Origin of the sequence: Sphingomonas sp. 10B4 (assembly GCF_035019905.1) — a bacterium.
GTDB lineage: Bacteria > Pseudomonadota > Alphaproteobacteria > Sphingomonadales > Sphingomonadaceae > Sphingomonas > Sphingomonas glacialis.
On record NZ_JASJVC010000042.1, the window covers coordinates 15091 to 30358 of the forward strand.

Below are 15268 nucleotides of genomic sequence, written 5' to 3' on the forward strand. Positions count from 1 at the left end.
TGCAAGGGTACGAGATCGGGGCGGCTCCTGCGAAGGAGCCGCCCCTTTTCGTGTCACTCGACCGCCAGCTCGAGCTTGCCGTCGCCTTCATCGACCCGCACCGTCGCGCCGTCGTGCACGCTCCCGCGCAGGATCAGGTCGGCGAGCGGGTCCTGCAGATAGCGCTGCACCGCGCGCTTCAGCGGCCGTGCGCCGTACACCGGGTCATAGCCGACGCGGCCGAGCCACAGGCGGGCGGCATCGGTGAGATCGAGCTCGACCTTGCGTTCGGCCAGCAACGTCGCGATCCGCTTGACCTGGATGTCGACGATCGGTGCCATCTCCGCCTGGCCGAGCCGGTGGAACAGCACGATCTCGTCGAGCCGGTTGAGGAACTCGGGTCGGAAGTGTGCGCGGACGATCTCCATCACTTGCGGTTCGACGCTCGCGACATCCTCGCCTTCGCCGAGCGTCGTCAGCACTTGGCTGCCGAGGTTCGAAGTCAGCACGATGATCGTGTTGGTGAAGTCGACCGTGCGGCCCTGGCCGTCGGTCAGCCGCCCGTCATCGAGCACCTGCAACAGGATGTTGAAGACGTCGCCGTGGGCCTTCTCGACCTCGTCGAACAGCACGACCTGGTACGGCCGGCGCCGTACCGCCTCGGTCAGCACGCCACCTTCCTCATAGCCGACATAGCCGGGAGGCGCGCCGATCAGCCGCGCGACCGCATGCTTCTCCATGAACTCGCTCATGTCGATGCGAACCATCGCGGTTGGATCGTCGAACAGGAATTCGGCGAGCGCCTTGGTCAGCTCGGTCTTGCCGACGCCCGTCGGCCCGAGGAACAGGAACGAGCCGAGCGGCCGGTTCGGATCCTGCAGCCCCGCGCGCGCCCGCCGCACTGCGGTCGACACCGCGCGAATGGCGTTCTGCTGGCCGATCACGCGCTTGCCGATCGTCGCTTCCATCGCGAGCAGCTTGCCGCGCTCGCCCTCGAGCATCCGCTCGACCGGAATCCCGGTCCAGCGCGCGACGACGCCCGCGATGTCCTCGGCGGTCACTTCCTCGCGCAGCATCGCGCCCTTGGTCGCGCCCGCTGCGGCATCGAGCTGGCGCTGCAGATCGGGGATGCGCCCGTAGGACAGCTCGCCCGCCTTGGCGAGGTCGCCGGCCCGTTGCGCCTGCTCGAGTTCGAGCCGCGCGGCATCGATCTGCTCCTTGAGCTTGGCCTCGGCCGAGATCTTGTCCTTCTCGCCCTGCCAGCGCGTCGTCAGCTCGCTCGATTGCTGCTCGAGATTGGCGAGCTCGCCGTCGAGCTTGCCCAGCCGGTCGCGCGACGCTTCGTCGCTCTCGCGTTTCAGCGCCTCGCGTTCGATCTTGAGCTGGATGATCCGCCGGTCGAGGATCTCGATCTCCTCGGGCTTGCTCTCGACTTCCATGCGGATCCGGCTCGCGGCCTCGTCCATCAGGTCGATCGCCTTGTCGGGAAGGAAGCGGTCGGTGATGTAGCGGTTCGACAGCGTCGCCGCCGCGACGATCGCCGCATCGGTGATCCGCACGCCGTGGTGCAGCTCGTACTTTTCCTTGAGGCCCCGCAGGATCGAGATCGTGTCGGGCACGGTCGGCTCGCCGACGAAAACCGGCTGGAAGCGACGCTGGAGCGCCGCGTCCTTCTCGACGTACTTCCGATATTCATCGAGCGTGGTCGCACCGACGCAGTGCAGTTCGCCGCGTGCGAGCGCGGGTTTCAGCAGATTGCCCGCGTCCATCGCGCCCTCGGATTTGCCCGCGCCGATCAGCTGGTGCATCTCGTCGATGAACAGGACGATGTCGCCCTCGGCAGCCTTCACCTCGTCGAGCACGCCCTTGAGGCGCTCCTCGAACTCGCCGCGATATTTCGCGCCCGCGATCAGCGAGCCCATGTCGAGCGACATCAGCTTGCGGTCTTTCAGCGTGTCCGGAACGTCGCCATTCGCGATGCGCAACGCGAGCCCCTCGGCGATCGCGGTCTTGCCGACGCCGGGTTCGCCGATCAGCACCGGGTTGTTCTTGGTCCGGCGCGCGAGGATCTGGATCGTGCGGCGGATTTCCTCGTCGCGGCCGATCACGGGGTCGAGCTTGCCGTCGCGCGCCGCCTGCGTCAGGTCGCGCGCGAATTTCTTGAGCGCGTCGAACTTGTCCTCGGCCCCCGCGCTGTCGGCGACGCGGCCGTTGCGCACCTGCTCGATCGCGGTGTTGAGCGCCTCGGGGGTAACGCCCGCGGTCTTGAGCGCCTTGCCGGCGGCGGTGTTGAGCGACAGCGCGAGCGCGACGAGCAGTCGTTCGACCGTGACGAAACTGTCGCCCGATTTGGTCGCGATCTGCTCGGCCTGGTCGAGCACGCGCACCGCGTCGTTATCGAGCCCCGGCGTCGTTTGCGCGCCGCTGCCCGATACTGCGGGGATCTTCGCGAGCGCGAGATCGGTCTCGCTCAGCGCGCGCTTGGGGTCGCCGCCGGCGGCGGTAATCAGCCCGGACGCCATGCCCTGCTCATCCTCGAGCAACGCCTTCAACACATGTTCGGGCGCGATCCGCTGGTGGCTCATGCGGATCGCGACGGTCTGCGCCGATTGCAGGAAGCCCTTGGCGCGGTCGGTGAATTTCTCGATGTTCATTGGGAAGTGTCCCTCCTTCTTGCCAATCGATGTAGTGTTGCACTTATGCAACACAAGGGGCCGTGCCGGCGCGATCTCTCAAAACACGTCTAGCTGTAAAGACCGTCATCGGCGTGCCACGGAATCTACGCATTTCGGCAACGCAGCATGGCTAGGCACCGCGGCAGGGCGCGGGGAGTAGTGCCCCACAAACGATCAAATCGGGGATCCTATCATGCGTCGTTTCACGCTTTGCCTGCTTGCGGGCGCCGCCCTTTCCTGGCCACTGGCCGCGTCCGCGCGCGATGGCGCGCTCGCACCGACGCCGGCACCCGCAGCACCGGCACCCGAGGCAGAGCCGGTTGCGGATGATGCCGGCAACGACATCATCATCGTCGGCAAGGGCCAGACGCGGCAGGTCCAGCAACTGGGGCAAGCCGACATCGCGATTCTCGCGCCGGGCACCAGCCCGCTGAAAGCCATCGCCAAGCTGCCCAATGTCAACTTCCAGTCGGCCGATGCGTTCGGCGCGTACGAATGGTCGCAGCGCGTCTCGATCCGCAGCTTCAACCAGAACCAGATCGGCTTCACGCTCGACGGCATCCCGCTTGGCGACGGATCGTATGGCAACACCAACGGGTTGCACATCAGCCGCGCGATCTCGTCGGAGAATATCGGGCGGACCTTGGTCTCGCAGGGATCGGGCTCGATCGGCGCGCAGGCGACCAACAATCTCGGCGGGACGATCGAATTTTTCTCGAGCGATCCCAAGCCGACCACCGCGCTGACGCTCAACGGCAGCTATGGCAGCGCGAACACCGTGCGCGCGTTCGGGCGGTTCGACACCGGCGTGCTCGGCGACAATGGGCCGAGCGCCTATGTCTCGTACGGCTTCCTCGATACCGACAAATGGAAGGGCTTCGGCGTCCAGCGGCAAAATCAGGTAAACGCCAAGTTCGTCGCGCCGGTCGGCGCGGTACGGCTCGTCGGCACCTTCAACTATTCGGATCGGCGCGAGCAGGACTATCAGGATCTGTCGCTCGATATGATCAAGCGGCTCGGCTACCGCGTCGACAATATCGCCAACAATTTCCCGCTCGCGGTGCTGATCGCCGATACCGGCGCGAACAGCGGCTATACCGGTGCGCCGAAGCTCAATCCGGCGGCGGGGTCGGTCACGCCCGCACCCTATGCCAATGCCGACGACGTCTATTTCGACGCGGCTGGGTTGCGTCAGGATTACCTCGCCTCGCTCGGCGTCGAGACCGCCAAGGACGCGACCGTCCACGGTGAATTGAAGGCCTATTATCACGCCAATCACGGACAGGGCCTGTGGTTCACGCCGTATGTCCCGTCGCCGTCGGGCGTGCCGATCTCGGTGCGCACGACCGAATATGACATCCACCGCAAGGGCGTGTTCGGCTCGCTCGGCACCAAGCTCGGCTTCAACGACATCACCGTCGGCGGCTGGTACGAAGTCAACGACTTCCGCCAGGCGCGCCGCTTCTACGCGCTCGACAGCCGCACCGCGCCGAGCCGCAGCGCGCGCGACTTCCAATACCTTCCGTTCGCGACGCAGTGGTACAACACCTATCAGACCGACACCGTCCAATATTACGTGCAGGACAAGATCGCGCTCGGCGATCTGACGATCGATCTCGGCTGGAAGGGGTTTGCCGTCACCAATAAAGCGACGCCGATCGTGTCGGGCGGGCTCGCCTCGGGGCGGATCCAGGTCAAGGACTTCTTCCAGCCGCACGCCGGGCTCAATTACAGGATCGGCGATGCGTTCGAACTGTTCGGCGATTTCACGCAAGTGAAGCGTGCGTTCGTCTCCGCCGCGACAAGCGGGCCGTTCGCAACGACGCAGGCTGGGTTCAATGCGCTGCTCACCACCAACAAGCTCAAGCCCGAATCGTCGGACACGTTCGAGCTCGGCGGGCGATATCACTATCGCGGCGTGACCGCGTTGCTAGCGGGCTATTACGTCGATTTCTCGAACCGCACGCTCGCGCAGAGCGTCGGCGCCGGGATCGTCGGCAACCCGCCGATCCTGTCGAACGTCGGTTCGGTGCGCGCCTACGGGCTCGAGACCGCGCTCGAGGCCAAGCTCGGCTACGGCTTCGGCGTCTACGGCTCGTACAGCTACAACGACTCGACCTATCGCGACAATGTGACCGTCGGCGGCGTGGTGCAGGCGATTCGCGGCAAGCAGACGGTCGACACGCCCAAACACCTGATCAAGGGCGAGCTGACCTACGACAAGGGCATCTTCTTCGGCCGCGTTGGCGCGGATTATATGAGCCGCCGCTACTTCACCTACACCAACGACCAGTCGGTGCCCGGCCGTGTGCTGGTCGACGCGACGATCGGCGCGCGCGTGACGATCGCCGATCGCAAGTTCGAGATCCAGGCGAACGCGACCAATCTGTTCGACAAAAAATATGTCGCGACGATCGGATCGAACGGCTTTGGCTATAAGGGCGACAACCAGACGCTGCTGGCGGGCGCGCCCGCGCAGTATTTCGTGACGATCAAGGCAGGCTTCTAAGCCATCGGAGGAGGGCAGGTCGCAAGATCGGGCTGCCCTCCATTCGCTCCGGGACGCGAATACGATATTAACCCTGACTGCCATAGGATCGCGCCGAAACCGCAGGCAATCCGGGGATACCGTGGCAACGCACTATGACACTCTGCGCTGGACCGCCGCAGTACCGGCACCAGGCTCGCTGTCCGACCCGTCGCGCGCGATCCTCGGGCCACGCCGTGATGCGCTGGTGTTCTGGGGCGCGCCGCTCGTCGCATTCCTCGCGGTCGAGCTGTGGCTCGACGGCTGGGCGCTGGCGGCACCGCACGACGCCGCGTCGGTCGCGATCAAGGGCATGTTTGCGGTGATCGCGATCACGACCTGGGCGCATCTCATCGCCGTGGTCCCGCGCGCTTATGGCAATCGCACGGTGTTCGCGGCGCATCGCGGCAAGCTGACGGTCGCGCCGATCGCGTTGATCGCGACGCTGTTCCTCTCGCCGATCGCTTTGGTCGCGGCGAGCGTGTTGGCGGTGTTCTGGGATGTCTATCACTCGGCGATGCAGAATTTCGGCTTCGCGCGGATCTACGACATGAAGGCGGGCAATCCGCCCGAGCTGCTGCGCAAGACCGATTTGCGGCTCAACACCTTGCTCTATGTCGGCCCGCTCGCGGCGGGAGCCGCGCTCGCGACGCATCTCCAGAGTTTTGCGAAGTTCGACCATACCGCGCTGACCACGCTGGCCAGCGTGCCGGGTGTGCTTGCCGGCTACAATACCGGCATCCGGGCCGTCGCGCTGCTCGCTTATGCGATCGTGCTGGTGTGGGCGATCCTCGACTATCGGCAGGCGATGCGCGCCGGGTATCGCCTCCCCGCCCACAAGGTCGCGACGCTCGTTTCGACGGGCGCGGTGTCGATCCTCGCCTGGGGCTTCACGCCGCCGATCGTCGCGCTGGCGGTGATCAATCTTTATCATGCGGTGCAATATTTCGCGCTCGTCTGGGTGAAGGAGGGCGGGCGGATGACGCAGGCGTCGGGCGGGCGGCAGGGCCGCACGATGCTGTATTTCTGGGGCGGTTGCATCCTGTTCGGCCTGGCCTATGCGGCGGCGATGACGGGGAGCGTGCGCGTGTTCCTGGCGCCGTTCATCGCCTGCTCGCTGCTGCATTTCTGGTATGACAGCTTCATTTGGTCGGTGGCGCGCAAGCTCGTCTAGCCTAATCCCCCGAAGGCTGCTCTATTCGCCCCGAGAGGGGATCCGAATGCGGACGATACGATCCGGGGCGGTATGGCTGGCGGTGGTGCTGCTCGGCGCCGCAATTGCTTTGGCGGTGTGGGAGCCGTTCACCGCGGCGCGCGTCGTCGCACCGGCCGAGCGCCCTTACGACAGCGTGATCGCGCGGGATCGCTTCGGCGTGCCGCACATCTTCGGCAAGACCGATCCCGATGTCGCCTACGGTGTCGCCTATGCCCATGCCGAGGACGATTTCGCAACGCTGCAGGAGGCGGTCGCGATGGCGCGCGGGCGGCTCGGCGCGATGACCGGCGCGGACGGCGCCAAGGTCGATTACACGCTCGCCTTGCTCGGCGCGCGCGAGACCGCGCAGCGCGATTACGACAAGCAGCCCGCCGATGTGCGCGCCTTGCTCGATGCCTATGCCAGCGGGCTCAACGCCTATGCGCGGCGGCATCCCGGCGAGATCCGGCTCGCGCGACTGTTCCCGGCGAATGGCGAGGATATCGCGACGGGTTTCGTGCTGCGCACGCCGTTCTTCTTCGGGCTCGACCAGACGCTCGGTGCGCTGTCGGGCGACAAGCCGCTCCCGGCCGAGACCGCGGGGGCCGTGCCCGACAGCCCCGATCCGACCGCGCTCCCCGCGACCGGCGAAGCGATGCCCAATGGCTCGAACGCCTTCGTCGTCGCGCCGAAACGCTCGGCCGACGGTTTCACGCGCGTGATCTCGAACTCGCATCAGCCGTGGAGCGGGCCTGTCGCGTGGTACGAACTCAGCGTGCAATCGGGCACTGGCTGGCATTTCTCGGGCGCGACCTTCCCCGGCGTGCCGTTCCCGGTGCTCGGGCATAACGAACATCTGGGGTGGACCAACACCGTCAACCGGCCCGACCTGACCGACGTCTACAAGCTCGTGCGCAATCAAGCGGGCACCGAGTATCGCTTCGACGGCAAGTGGCTCCCGCTCGAGGCGCGCCGCGTGTGGCTAAAGGTGCGTTTCGGGCCGTTCGTGCTGCCGATCCCGAAGATGGTCTATCGCGCGGTGCAGGGGCCGGTGATCATCAACAAGAGCGGCGCGTTCGCGATCCGTTATGCCGGTGCCGACCAGCTCCGCATGGTCGAGGAATATTACCAGCTGACGCGCGCGCGCGATTTCGGCGAGTGGCAGAAGGCGCTGGCGCTCCAGGGCGTTCCCGCGACCAACTTCCTCTATGGCGATGCCGCGGGCAACATCGCCTATGTCTACAATGCCAGCTTCCCCAACCGGAAGCCGGGGTTCGATTATCGCCACGTCCTGCGCGGCGATACCTCGCGCGATCTTGCGGCCGGCACGGTGCCGTTCGCGCAGGTGCCGCGCAACGTGAACCCCGCATCGGGCTTTCTCGCCAATGCCAACAACACGCCGTTCCAGGCGGCGGGGGCTGGGTCGGAGCTCAAGCCGGGCGACTATTCGCCGCTGCTCGGGATCGAGACCGACACGACCAATCGCGGCACGCGCGCGGTCGAGCTCCTGGGGGCCGATCCGTCGATCTCGGCCGAGGATCTGCTGCGGATCAAGTTCGACACCGGCGTCAGCAAGCTGAGCTGGGCGGCGAAATGGTATGGCGATGTCGCGCGCGTCGATCCGAAGGGCGATGCGCAGCTGAAGCAAGCGATTGGCCTGCTACGCGGCTGGAACTGGGATTTCGACGGCCATCACAGTGGCCAGGCGCTCGCCGCGATCCTGCTGCGGACGGGGCAGAAATGGCATTACCAGCGCCGCCCCGAGCTCGACCCGCGCGACGCGCTGGCCAAGGCGGCGGCATATCTGCAGACGCATTTCGGGACGCTCGATCCGCCGCTCGGCACGCTGCTGCGGTTGCGCCACGGGAGCGCCGATCTGCCACTCGATGGCGCACCCGATGTGCTGCGCGCGGCCTCGACGTGGGACGAAGCCGATGACGGGCGGCTCGTCGTCAAGCATGGCGACAGCTTCATTATGGTGATGGCGTGGGACAAGGCCGGACGTGTCGCGTCGGAGTCGATCCAGCCCTACGGCGCGGCGACGACGCGGCCCGAATCGCCGCATTATGTTGACCAGGCGCCATTGTTCGCGGCGCACCGGTTCAAGCCGGTGCTGTTCTGGCGCGACGATCTGCGGAAGAATGTCGAGCGCGTATACCGGCCCTAAAGCGCCTCCCCTGAAGGGGAGGCGCTCAAAAGAGACGCGTTGCCAGGGCAATACGGCTGCTATAGCCTCACACTACAGTTCATCTTTCCGATGCCATTCCCAGGGGATTTCCATGACCGTCAAGCTGCTCGCGCTCTCTGGTGTAGCGCTCGCAACCTTCGTCACGCCGAGCTTCGCGCAAACCGCGCCGAAGCCCGTTCCGGTGGCGGACCTCGTGAAGCAGGTCGACATCCCCTATAGCGAATTCCGCCTGCCCAACGGCCTGCGCGTCATCGTCAACACCGACCACAAGGCGCCCGTCGTCGCGGTGTCGGTGTGGTACAATGTCGGCTCGAAGTTCGAGCCCAAGGGCAAGACCGGCTTCGCGCATCTGTTCGAGCATCTGATGTTCAACGGCAGCGAGAACGCGCCGAAGGACTATTTCACCTATACCAAGGCGATGGGCGCGACCGATCTCAACGGCACGACCTATTTCGACCGCACCAATTATTTCGAGACGGTGCCGGTCGCGGCGCTCGACCGTGCGCTGTTCCTCGAAAGCGACCGGATGGGCTATCTGCTCGGCGCGATCACCCCCGCCGTCGTCGACGAGCAGCGCGGCGTCGTCCAGAACGAGAAGCGCCAGGGCGACAATCAGCCCTACGGCCTGGTCCAGTACAAGCAGACCGAAGCGCTGTTCCCCGCGACGCATCCGTATGGCCACACCACGATCGGCGCGATGGCGGATCTCGATTCGGCAAGCGTCGAGGATGTGAAGAACTGGTTCCGCGGGCATTACGGGCCGAACAACGCCGTGCTCGTGCTGTCGGGCGACGTCGACGTTGCGACCGCAAAGACGCTCGTCACCAAATATTTCGGTGCGATCCCCAAGGGGCCCGAAAGCGTCGTCCCGACCGCCGATGTCCCCACGCTCGCCGCGCCGAAAAGCGAGGTGATGAAGGATCGCGTCGCCAATACGCGGATCTACCGGATGTGGGCGGTGCCCGGCATCAACAACCCCGACGCGGTCGCGCTCGATGTGGCGGCGGGCGTGCTCGGCGGGCTGTCGAGCAGCCGGCTCGACAATGCGCTGGTGCGCAAGGAAAAGCTCGCGGTGCGCGTCTCGGCGAACAATGAGAGCTTCGCGCAAGTCGGCATGTTCGTGGTCAGCGCCGATGCGCGTCCTGGTGTCGACCCCGCGCTTGTCGCCAAGCGGCTCGACGAGATTATCGCCGACGTCATTGCCAACGGCCCGACTGCCGACGAAGTCGCGCGCGTCGCGACGCGCGACGCCGCAGGGCGGATCGCCGGGCTCGAATCGACCGGCGGCTTCGGTGGCAAGGCGGTCGCGCTCGCCGAGGGCGCGCTCTATGAAAACGATCCCGGCTTCTACAAGAAGCAGCTCGCCGAGCTCGCCGCGCAGACGCCGGCCCGCGTTAAGGCGGCGAGCGCCAAATGGCTGACGCGCCCGGTCTATGCGCTGACCGTCATCCCCGGCGCGCGCGACGCCTATGTCGAGGCGACGCCGCCGGTGAAGGTCGCCGCCGCTCCCGAGGCGGAATTCAAGGGCACGCGCGGTGCGCTCCCGCCGGTCGGCACGCTGTCGAGCCTGGTCTTCCCCAAGGTCGAGCATGCCAAGCTCAAGAACGGCATCGAGCTCATCTACGCCTATCGCAACGCCGTGCCGATCACGCAGGCGTCGATCAGCTTCGACGCGGGCGTCGCGGCCGACGTGCCGGGCAAGCTCGGCACACAGGGGCTGACGCTCGACATGCTCGACGAGGGCACGACGACCCGCGATTCGATCGCGATCGCGGAGGCCAAGGAGCGGCTCGGCGCGAGCATCACCAGTGGTTCGGCGCCCGACCGCACGATCGTCGGCATGTTCACGCCCAGCGCCAATCTCGCGGCGTCGACCGAATTGCTCGCCGATATCGTGCGCCATCCCAAGTTCGATCCGGCCGAGGTCGCGCGGCTCAAGAACCAGCAGCTCTCGCGTATCTCCGCCGAGCTGACGAGCCCGCAGGGCCTCGCGCTGCGTGTGTTCCCCAAACTCGTCTACGGCGCGGCCTATCCCTACGCCAAGGCGCTCGGCAGCGGCGACGCCAAGGCGGTGGCGGCACTGACGCGCGACGATCTGGTCGCCTTCCAGCAAGCCTGGATCCGTCCCGACAAGGCCAAGATCTTCGTCGTCAGCGATCGGCCGCTTGCCGAGATCAAGGCCGCGTTCGACGCGCGCTTCGGCGACTGGACGCCGACCGGGCCCGCCGGCGTCAAGGATTTCAGCGTGAAGACCGCGCCGTCCGCGCCGAAAATCGTGCTGATCGACCGGCCCGATTCGCCGCAGTCGTTCATCATCGCGGGCGCACCCACCGCGCTCGTCGGCACCGACGATCTGCTGCCGCTGGAAACTGCGAACGACACGCTCGGCGGGGATTTCCTGTCGCGCGTCAACATGGACCTGCGCGAGGCGCGGCACTGGTCGTACGGCGTCAACGGATCGTTCCGTCGCGCGCAATACGCCACGCCGTATCTGCTCGGCACCGGCGTCCAGGCGGACAAGACCGGCGAATCGATCGCATCGCTGCGCACCGACTTCGCCGATTTCGTGACGACCAAGGGGATCACGAGCGACGAGTTCGACCGCACGATCACCGACGCGATCAGCTCGCTGCCGGGCAATTTCGAGACGTCGGGCGCGGTGCTTGGCGCGCTGCAGTCGAACGACCTGTATCGCCGCCCCGACGATTATTATGCGACGCTGCCGCAAAAATATCGGGGCTTCACCGCAGGCCAGCTTGACGCTGCGGCACGCGCGGCGCTCGACCCGAAACGCTTCGTCTGGATCGTCGTTGGCGATGCAGCGAAGGTCCGCGGTCAGCTTGACAGCATCGGGTTGCCGGTCGAGGTGATCCCTGCGGCGTCCGTGGCGGACGTGCGCTAGAAATTATTGGCAGGAGACACATCATGGCTGCAGTTGATGGGACGTGGGATACGATCGTCAAGTCGCCGCTCGGCGACCAGAAGGCGGTGCTGACGGTCAAGACCGACGGCACCAGCTGGACCGGCTCGCAGAACGGCGCGATGGGTTCGGTCGAGATCACCGACGGCACGGTCGAGGGTGACACGATCAGCTGGAAGATGTCGATCGTCGTCCCGATGCCGATGACGCTCGACTGCAAGGCGACGGCCGAGGGCGACACGCTCACCGGCACCGTCGGCGCAGGCGCGTTCGGCAGCTTCCCGATGACGGGCACGCGCGCGGCGTAACGCCGTTCGTTTGAGCGATGAAGACGGCCTGCGCTCCAATCGGAGCGCGGGCCGTTTTTGTATCGCGCGACCGTCACCCTAGCCTTGTGCCGGGGCCCACCGTGCCGCACACTTTGCGCGTCGGGGTTTGCAATCCGGTGTGCCCCGGCAGCATGAGATCGTTCGATCGCCCCACTCCTGTCACCCTCGCGAAAGCGAGGGTCCCGCTTCTCCTTCGGGGGCGGGGCCAGGCAGCGGGATCCCCGCCTTCGCGGGGATGACGGCGGGGGGGCGTCATGCGTGTGACCGGAGCGAAGAGCTGGGGAGCGGGGCATGAAGGCACGTTGGTTGTTGGGCGCAGCATTGGCGGTCTCGCCGCTCACCGCGCACGCGCAAACCTATGACGAGCGTCCCGCTAAGCTCGTCCCCCCGAGCGAAAGCTTCAACTACGAGCGTCGCATCGTCGAGATCCCGATGCGCGACGGGGTCAAGCTCCACACCGTCATCCTCCTCCCCAAGGGGGCGCACGATGCCGGCATCCTGATGACGCGCACGCCGTACAACGCCGACGGGATGACGGGCAAAGGCGGTAACAACGCCGATCTCGCGACGAGCCTCACCGGCTATGACAATGCCACCGACGTGATCGTCGACGGCGGCTACATCCGCGTCGTGCAGGACGTGCGCGGCAAATACGGGTCGCAGGGCATCGCGATGATGAACCCGCCGCTCCACGACACCGCGCTCAACCCGACGCATACCGACGATTCGACCGACACCTACGATACGATCGACTGGCTGGTGAAACATCTGCCAGAGTCGAACAAGAAGGTCGGGATCCTCGGCATTTCCTACGACGGTTTCCTGTCGCTGATGCCGCTGATCAACCCGCATCCGGCGCTCGTGGTGGCTGTCCCCGAGAACCCGATGGTCGATGGCTGGCGCGGCGACGACTGGTTCCACAACGGCGCGTTCCGCGTCGGGATCGACTATATCTGGGAGCAGATCGCGACGCGCGACAATTCGTCGCCCTATGCGCGCACCACCTATGACGAATATGACGCGGTGATGCGCGCCGGCTCGACCGGCGCGCTCGCCACGGCGCACGGGCTCGACCAGATCGGCTTCTGGCGCAAGATCGCCGCGCACCCGGCGTATGACAGCTTCTGGCAAGCGCAGGCGATGGACCAGGTGCTCAGCCGCCAGCCGCTCAAGGTGCCGGTGATGCTCGTCCACGGCCTGTGGGACCAGGAGGATATCTACGGCGCGACAGCGGTGTATCGCGCGCTGAAACCCAAGGATACCGCCGGGAACATGGTCTATCTGACGATGGGCCCGTGGTATCACGGTCAGCAGATCGACGACGGCAAGGCGCTCGGCGATATCCAATGGGACCAGGACACCGCCAAATGGTGGCGCCGCCAAGTGCTCGGCCCGTTCCTTGCGCATTACCTCAAGGGCATGCCCATGGACGTCGCGCCCGTCACCGCGTTCCAGAGCGGCACCAACCAGTGGCAGCGCCTGCCGAGCTGGTCGGCGCAGCCGGCGATGACCAAGCTATACCTCCAGCCGGGCGACGCGGTTGGCTTTGCACCGGCCGCCGGACCGGCGCAGACCGCCGATTACGTCTCTGATCCGGCGCATCCGGTGACCAACGTCCCGCGTCCGGTGCGGCCGGTTAGCTATGAGGACAATCACTGGAAGGCGTGGCTGGTTGGCGACCAGCGCATCGTCTCGAGCCGCCCCGACGTGTTGACCTTTACTGGGCCGGTGTTGACGCAGCCCGTGACGATTGCGGGGCAACCGGTCGTCCATCTCACCGCGGCGACGAGCGGCACCGACAGCGACTGGGTGGTCAAGCTGATCGACGTCTATCCCGACCAGGTGCCGAGCGACCCGAAGATGGGCGGCTATCAATTGGCGGTCGGCATGGACATCTTCCGTGGGCGCTACCGCGAGGGGCTCGATCATGCCGTCGCGCTCAAACCCGGCGTGCCGCTGGCGTATAGCTGGGCGTTGCCGCAGGCGAACCATGTGTTTCTGCCGGGGCACCGCATCATGGTGCAGGTCCAGTCGAGCTGGTTCCCGCTCTATGACCGCAACCCGCAGAGCTTCGTGCCCAACATTTTCTACGCCAAGCCGGCGGATTACGTGAAGGCGACGCAGCAGGTTATCGTGAGCGGGCCCGACCAGAGCTACATCGCGCTGCCGGTGGTGCCCTGATCCTCCCCGGAACGGGGAGGGGGACCGCTCGGCTTCTTCAGCCGAGGGGTGGAGGGGGGCCGCAACGGGCGTTACGCTCGCGGCGAGCCCCCTCCACCATTCGCTGAATGCTCATGGTCCCCCTCCCCGTGCCGGGGAGGATCATAAGGGGTTACCGCCCGAGTCGCGTGACATGCCCCATCTTGCGGCCCGGCCGGCTTGCGCCCTTGCCGTAGAGATGCAGATGCGCGCCCGGCTCGGCGAGAATCTCGGCCCAGCGGTCAGCGTCGTCGCCGATCAGGTTCTCCATCGCTACCGTGGGCGCCGTCAGCGCGGTGTCGCCGAGCGGTAGCCCGCAGATTGCGCGGATATGGTTCTCGAATTGCGAGCAGACCGCGCCCTCGATCGTCCAATGCCCCGAATTGTGGACGCGCGGCGCCATTTCGTTGAACACCGGCCCGTCGACGCCGGCGAAGAATTCGCACGCCAGCACCCCGACATACTCGAGCCGATCGGCGATCCGCCCGGCGAGCGCCGCCGCCTCGCCCCATTGCGCGGCAATCTCGGGCGGGGCGGGGAGGGTGGAGGTGGCGAGGATGCCGTCCTCGTGCTGGTTCCACGGCGGCGGATAGCTCACCATCTGACCGTCGGCGCGGCGCACCAGCAGGATCGAGAATTCGTGGGTAAACCGCACGAACCCCTCGAGGATCGCCGGTCGCTGCCCGATCGCGTCCCAGGCGGCGTCAACCTGGTCGAGCGCGGTGATGCGCACCTGGCCCTTGCCGTCATAGCCCATGCGCAGCGTCTTGAGGATCGCGGGCGTGCCGATCTCAACGAGCGCGGCGGCAAGGTCAGCGCGCGTCTCGACTTTTGCCCACGGTGCGGTACGCCCGCCGATCTCGGCGACGAAGGCCTTTTCGAGGGCGCGATCCTGCGCGATGCCGAGCGCGGCCGGGGCGGGATGGACCGGCACTTTACCCGCGAGATAGGTGACAGGCGCCAGCGCGATATTCTCGAACTCGTAGGTGACGACATCAGCCGCGGCGGCGAATTCGTCGAGCACGATGTGGCTGTGATAATCGGCGCGGATGTAGCTCGACGCGGTTTGCGCGGCGACGGCTTCCTCGTCGGGGGCGAGGATGCGGGTTTGATAGCCGAGCTGCGCCGCGGCGACCGCAAGCATCCGCCCGAGTTGCCCGCCGCCGAGGATGCCGATCGTCGAGCCGGGGGGGAGGGGGGTCATGCGCGCGTGTCCGTCGAATGGGGGAGCCTCCCCTCCCTGGAAGGGAGGGGGC

Annotated in this window: 8 protein-coding genes; 6 read left to right on the forward strand and 2 right to left on the reverse strand. The window is 66.3% G+C overall.

Annotated features, from left to right (window positions below):
• Positions 1 to 53: 53 nt before the first annotated feature.
• Positions 54 to 2633 carry an ATP-dependent chaperone ClpB gene (gene clpB / locus QN347_RS12900; RefSeq protein ID WP_322161242.1) on the reverse strand — a complete coding sequence of 860 codons (2580 nt, stop codon included), beginning with the start codon at positions 2631 to 2633 and terminating at the stop codon, positions 54 to 56.
• 214 nt (positions 2634 to 2847) lie between these two features.
• Between clpB and QN347_RS12905 the strand changes: the two genes are divergently transcribed.
• The 6 genes from QN347_RS12905 to QN347_RS12930 all read left to right on the forward strand — a co-directional run bounded on the left by QN347_RS12905 (position 2848) and on the right by QN347_RS12930 (position 13994).
• The gene (locus QN347_RS12905) at positions 2848 to 5163 is read left to right on the forward strand and encodes a TonB-dependent receptor (protein WP_322161240.1); all 2316 of its coding nucleotides are present in this window, start codon (positions 2848 to 2850) and stop codon (positions 5161 to 5163) included.
• A 121-nt stretch (positions 5164 to 5284) separates the two neighbouring features.
• Complete coding sequence (locus QN347_RS12910; RefSeq protein ID WP_322161238.1) at positions 5285 to 6355, forward strand: hypothetical protein; 1071 nt, start codon at positions 5285 to 5287, stop codon at positions 6353 to 6355.
• Between the two features lie 46 nt (positions 6356 to 6401).
• Positions 6402 to 8543 carry a penicillin acylase family protein gene (locus tag QN347_RS12915; protein ID WP_322161237.1) on the forward strand — a complete coding sequence of 714 codons (2142 nt, stop codon included), beginning with the start codon at positions 6402 to 6404 and terminating at the stop codon, positions 8541 to 8543.
• A 112-nt stretch (positions 8544 to 8655) separates the two neighbouring features.
• Positions 8656 to 11466 (forward strand): M16 family metallopeptidase, encoded by a 2811-nt coding sequence (locus QN347_RS12920; protein WP_322161235.1) that lies wholly within the window; start codon positions 8656 to 8658, stop codon positions 11464 to 11466.
• Positions 11467 to 11489: 23 nt separating this feature from the next.
• Positions 11490 to 11792, forward strand: coding sequence for a hypothetical protein (locus tag QN347_RS12925; RefSeq protein ID WP_133190799.1), 303 nt, complete (start codon positions 11490 to 11492; stop codon positions 11790 to 11792).
• Positions 11793 to 12104: 312 nt separating this feature from the next.
• Positions 12105 to 13994 (forward strand): CocE/NonD family hydrolase, encoded by a 1890-nt coding sequence (locus tag QN347_RS12930; RefSeq protein WP_322161233.1) that lies wholly within the window; start codon positions 12105 to 12107, stop codon positions 13992 to 13994.
• A gap of 151 nt (positions 13995 to 14145) precedes the next feature.
• Here the strand turns inward: QN347_RS12930 and QN347_RS12935 are convergent, their stop codons facing one another.
• Positions 14146 to 15216, reverse strand: coding sequence for a 5-(carboxyamino)imidazole ribonucleotide synthase (locus QN347_RS12935; RefSeq protein ID WP_322161231.1), 1071 nt, complete (start codon positions 15214 to 15216; stop codon positions 14146 to 14148).
• Positions 15217 to 15268: the final 52 nt, after the last annotated feature.

Coding starts and splice junctions, on each gene's coding strand:
- QN347_RS12930 (WP_322161233.1), top strand. CDS start 12,105: ATGAAGGCACGTTGGTTGTTGGGCGCAGCATTGGCGGTCTCGCCGCTC.
- QN347_RS12905 (WP_322161240.1), top strand. CDS start 2,848: ATGCGTCGTTTCACGCTTTGCCTGCTTGCGGGCGCCGCCCTTTCCTGG.
- QN347_RS12925 (WP_133190799.1), top strand. CDS start 11,490: ATGGCTGCAGTTGATGGGACGTGGGATACGATCGTCAAGTCGCCGCTC.
- clpB (WP_322161242.1), bottom strand. CDS start 2,633: ATGAACATCGAGAAATTCACCGACCGCGCCAAGGGCTTCCTGCAATCG.
- QN347_RS12920 (WP_322161235.1), top strand. CDS start 8,656: ATGACCGTCAAGCTGCTCGCGCTCTCTGGTGTAGCGCTCGCAACCTTC.
- QN347_RS12915 (WP_322161237.1), top strand. CDS start 6,402: ATGCGGACGATACGATCCGGGGCGGTATGGCTGGCGGTGGTGCTGCTC.
- QN347_RS12935 (WP_322161231.1), bottom strand. CDS start 15,216: ATGACCCCCCTCCCCCCCGGCTCGACGATCGGCATCCTCGGCGGCGGG.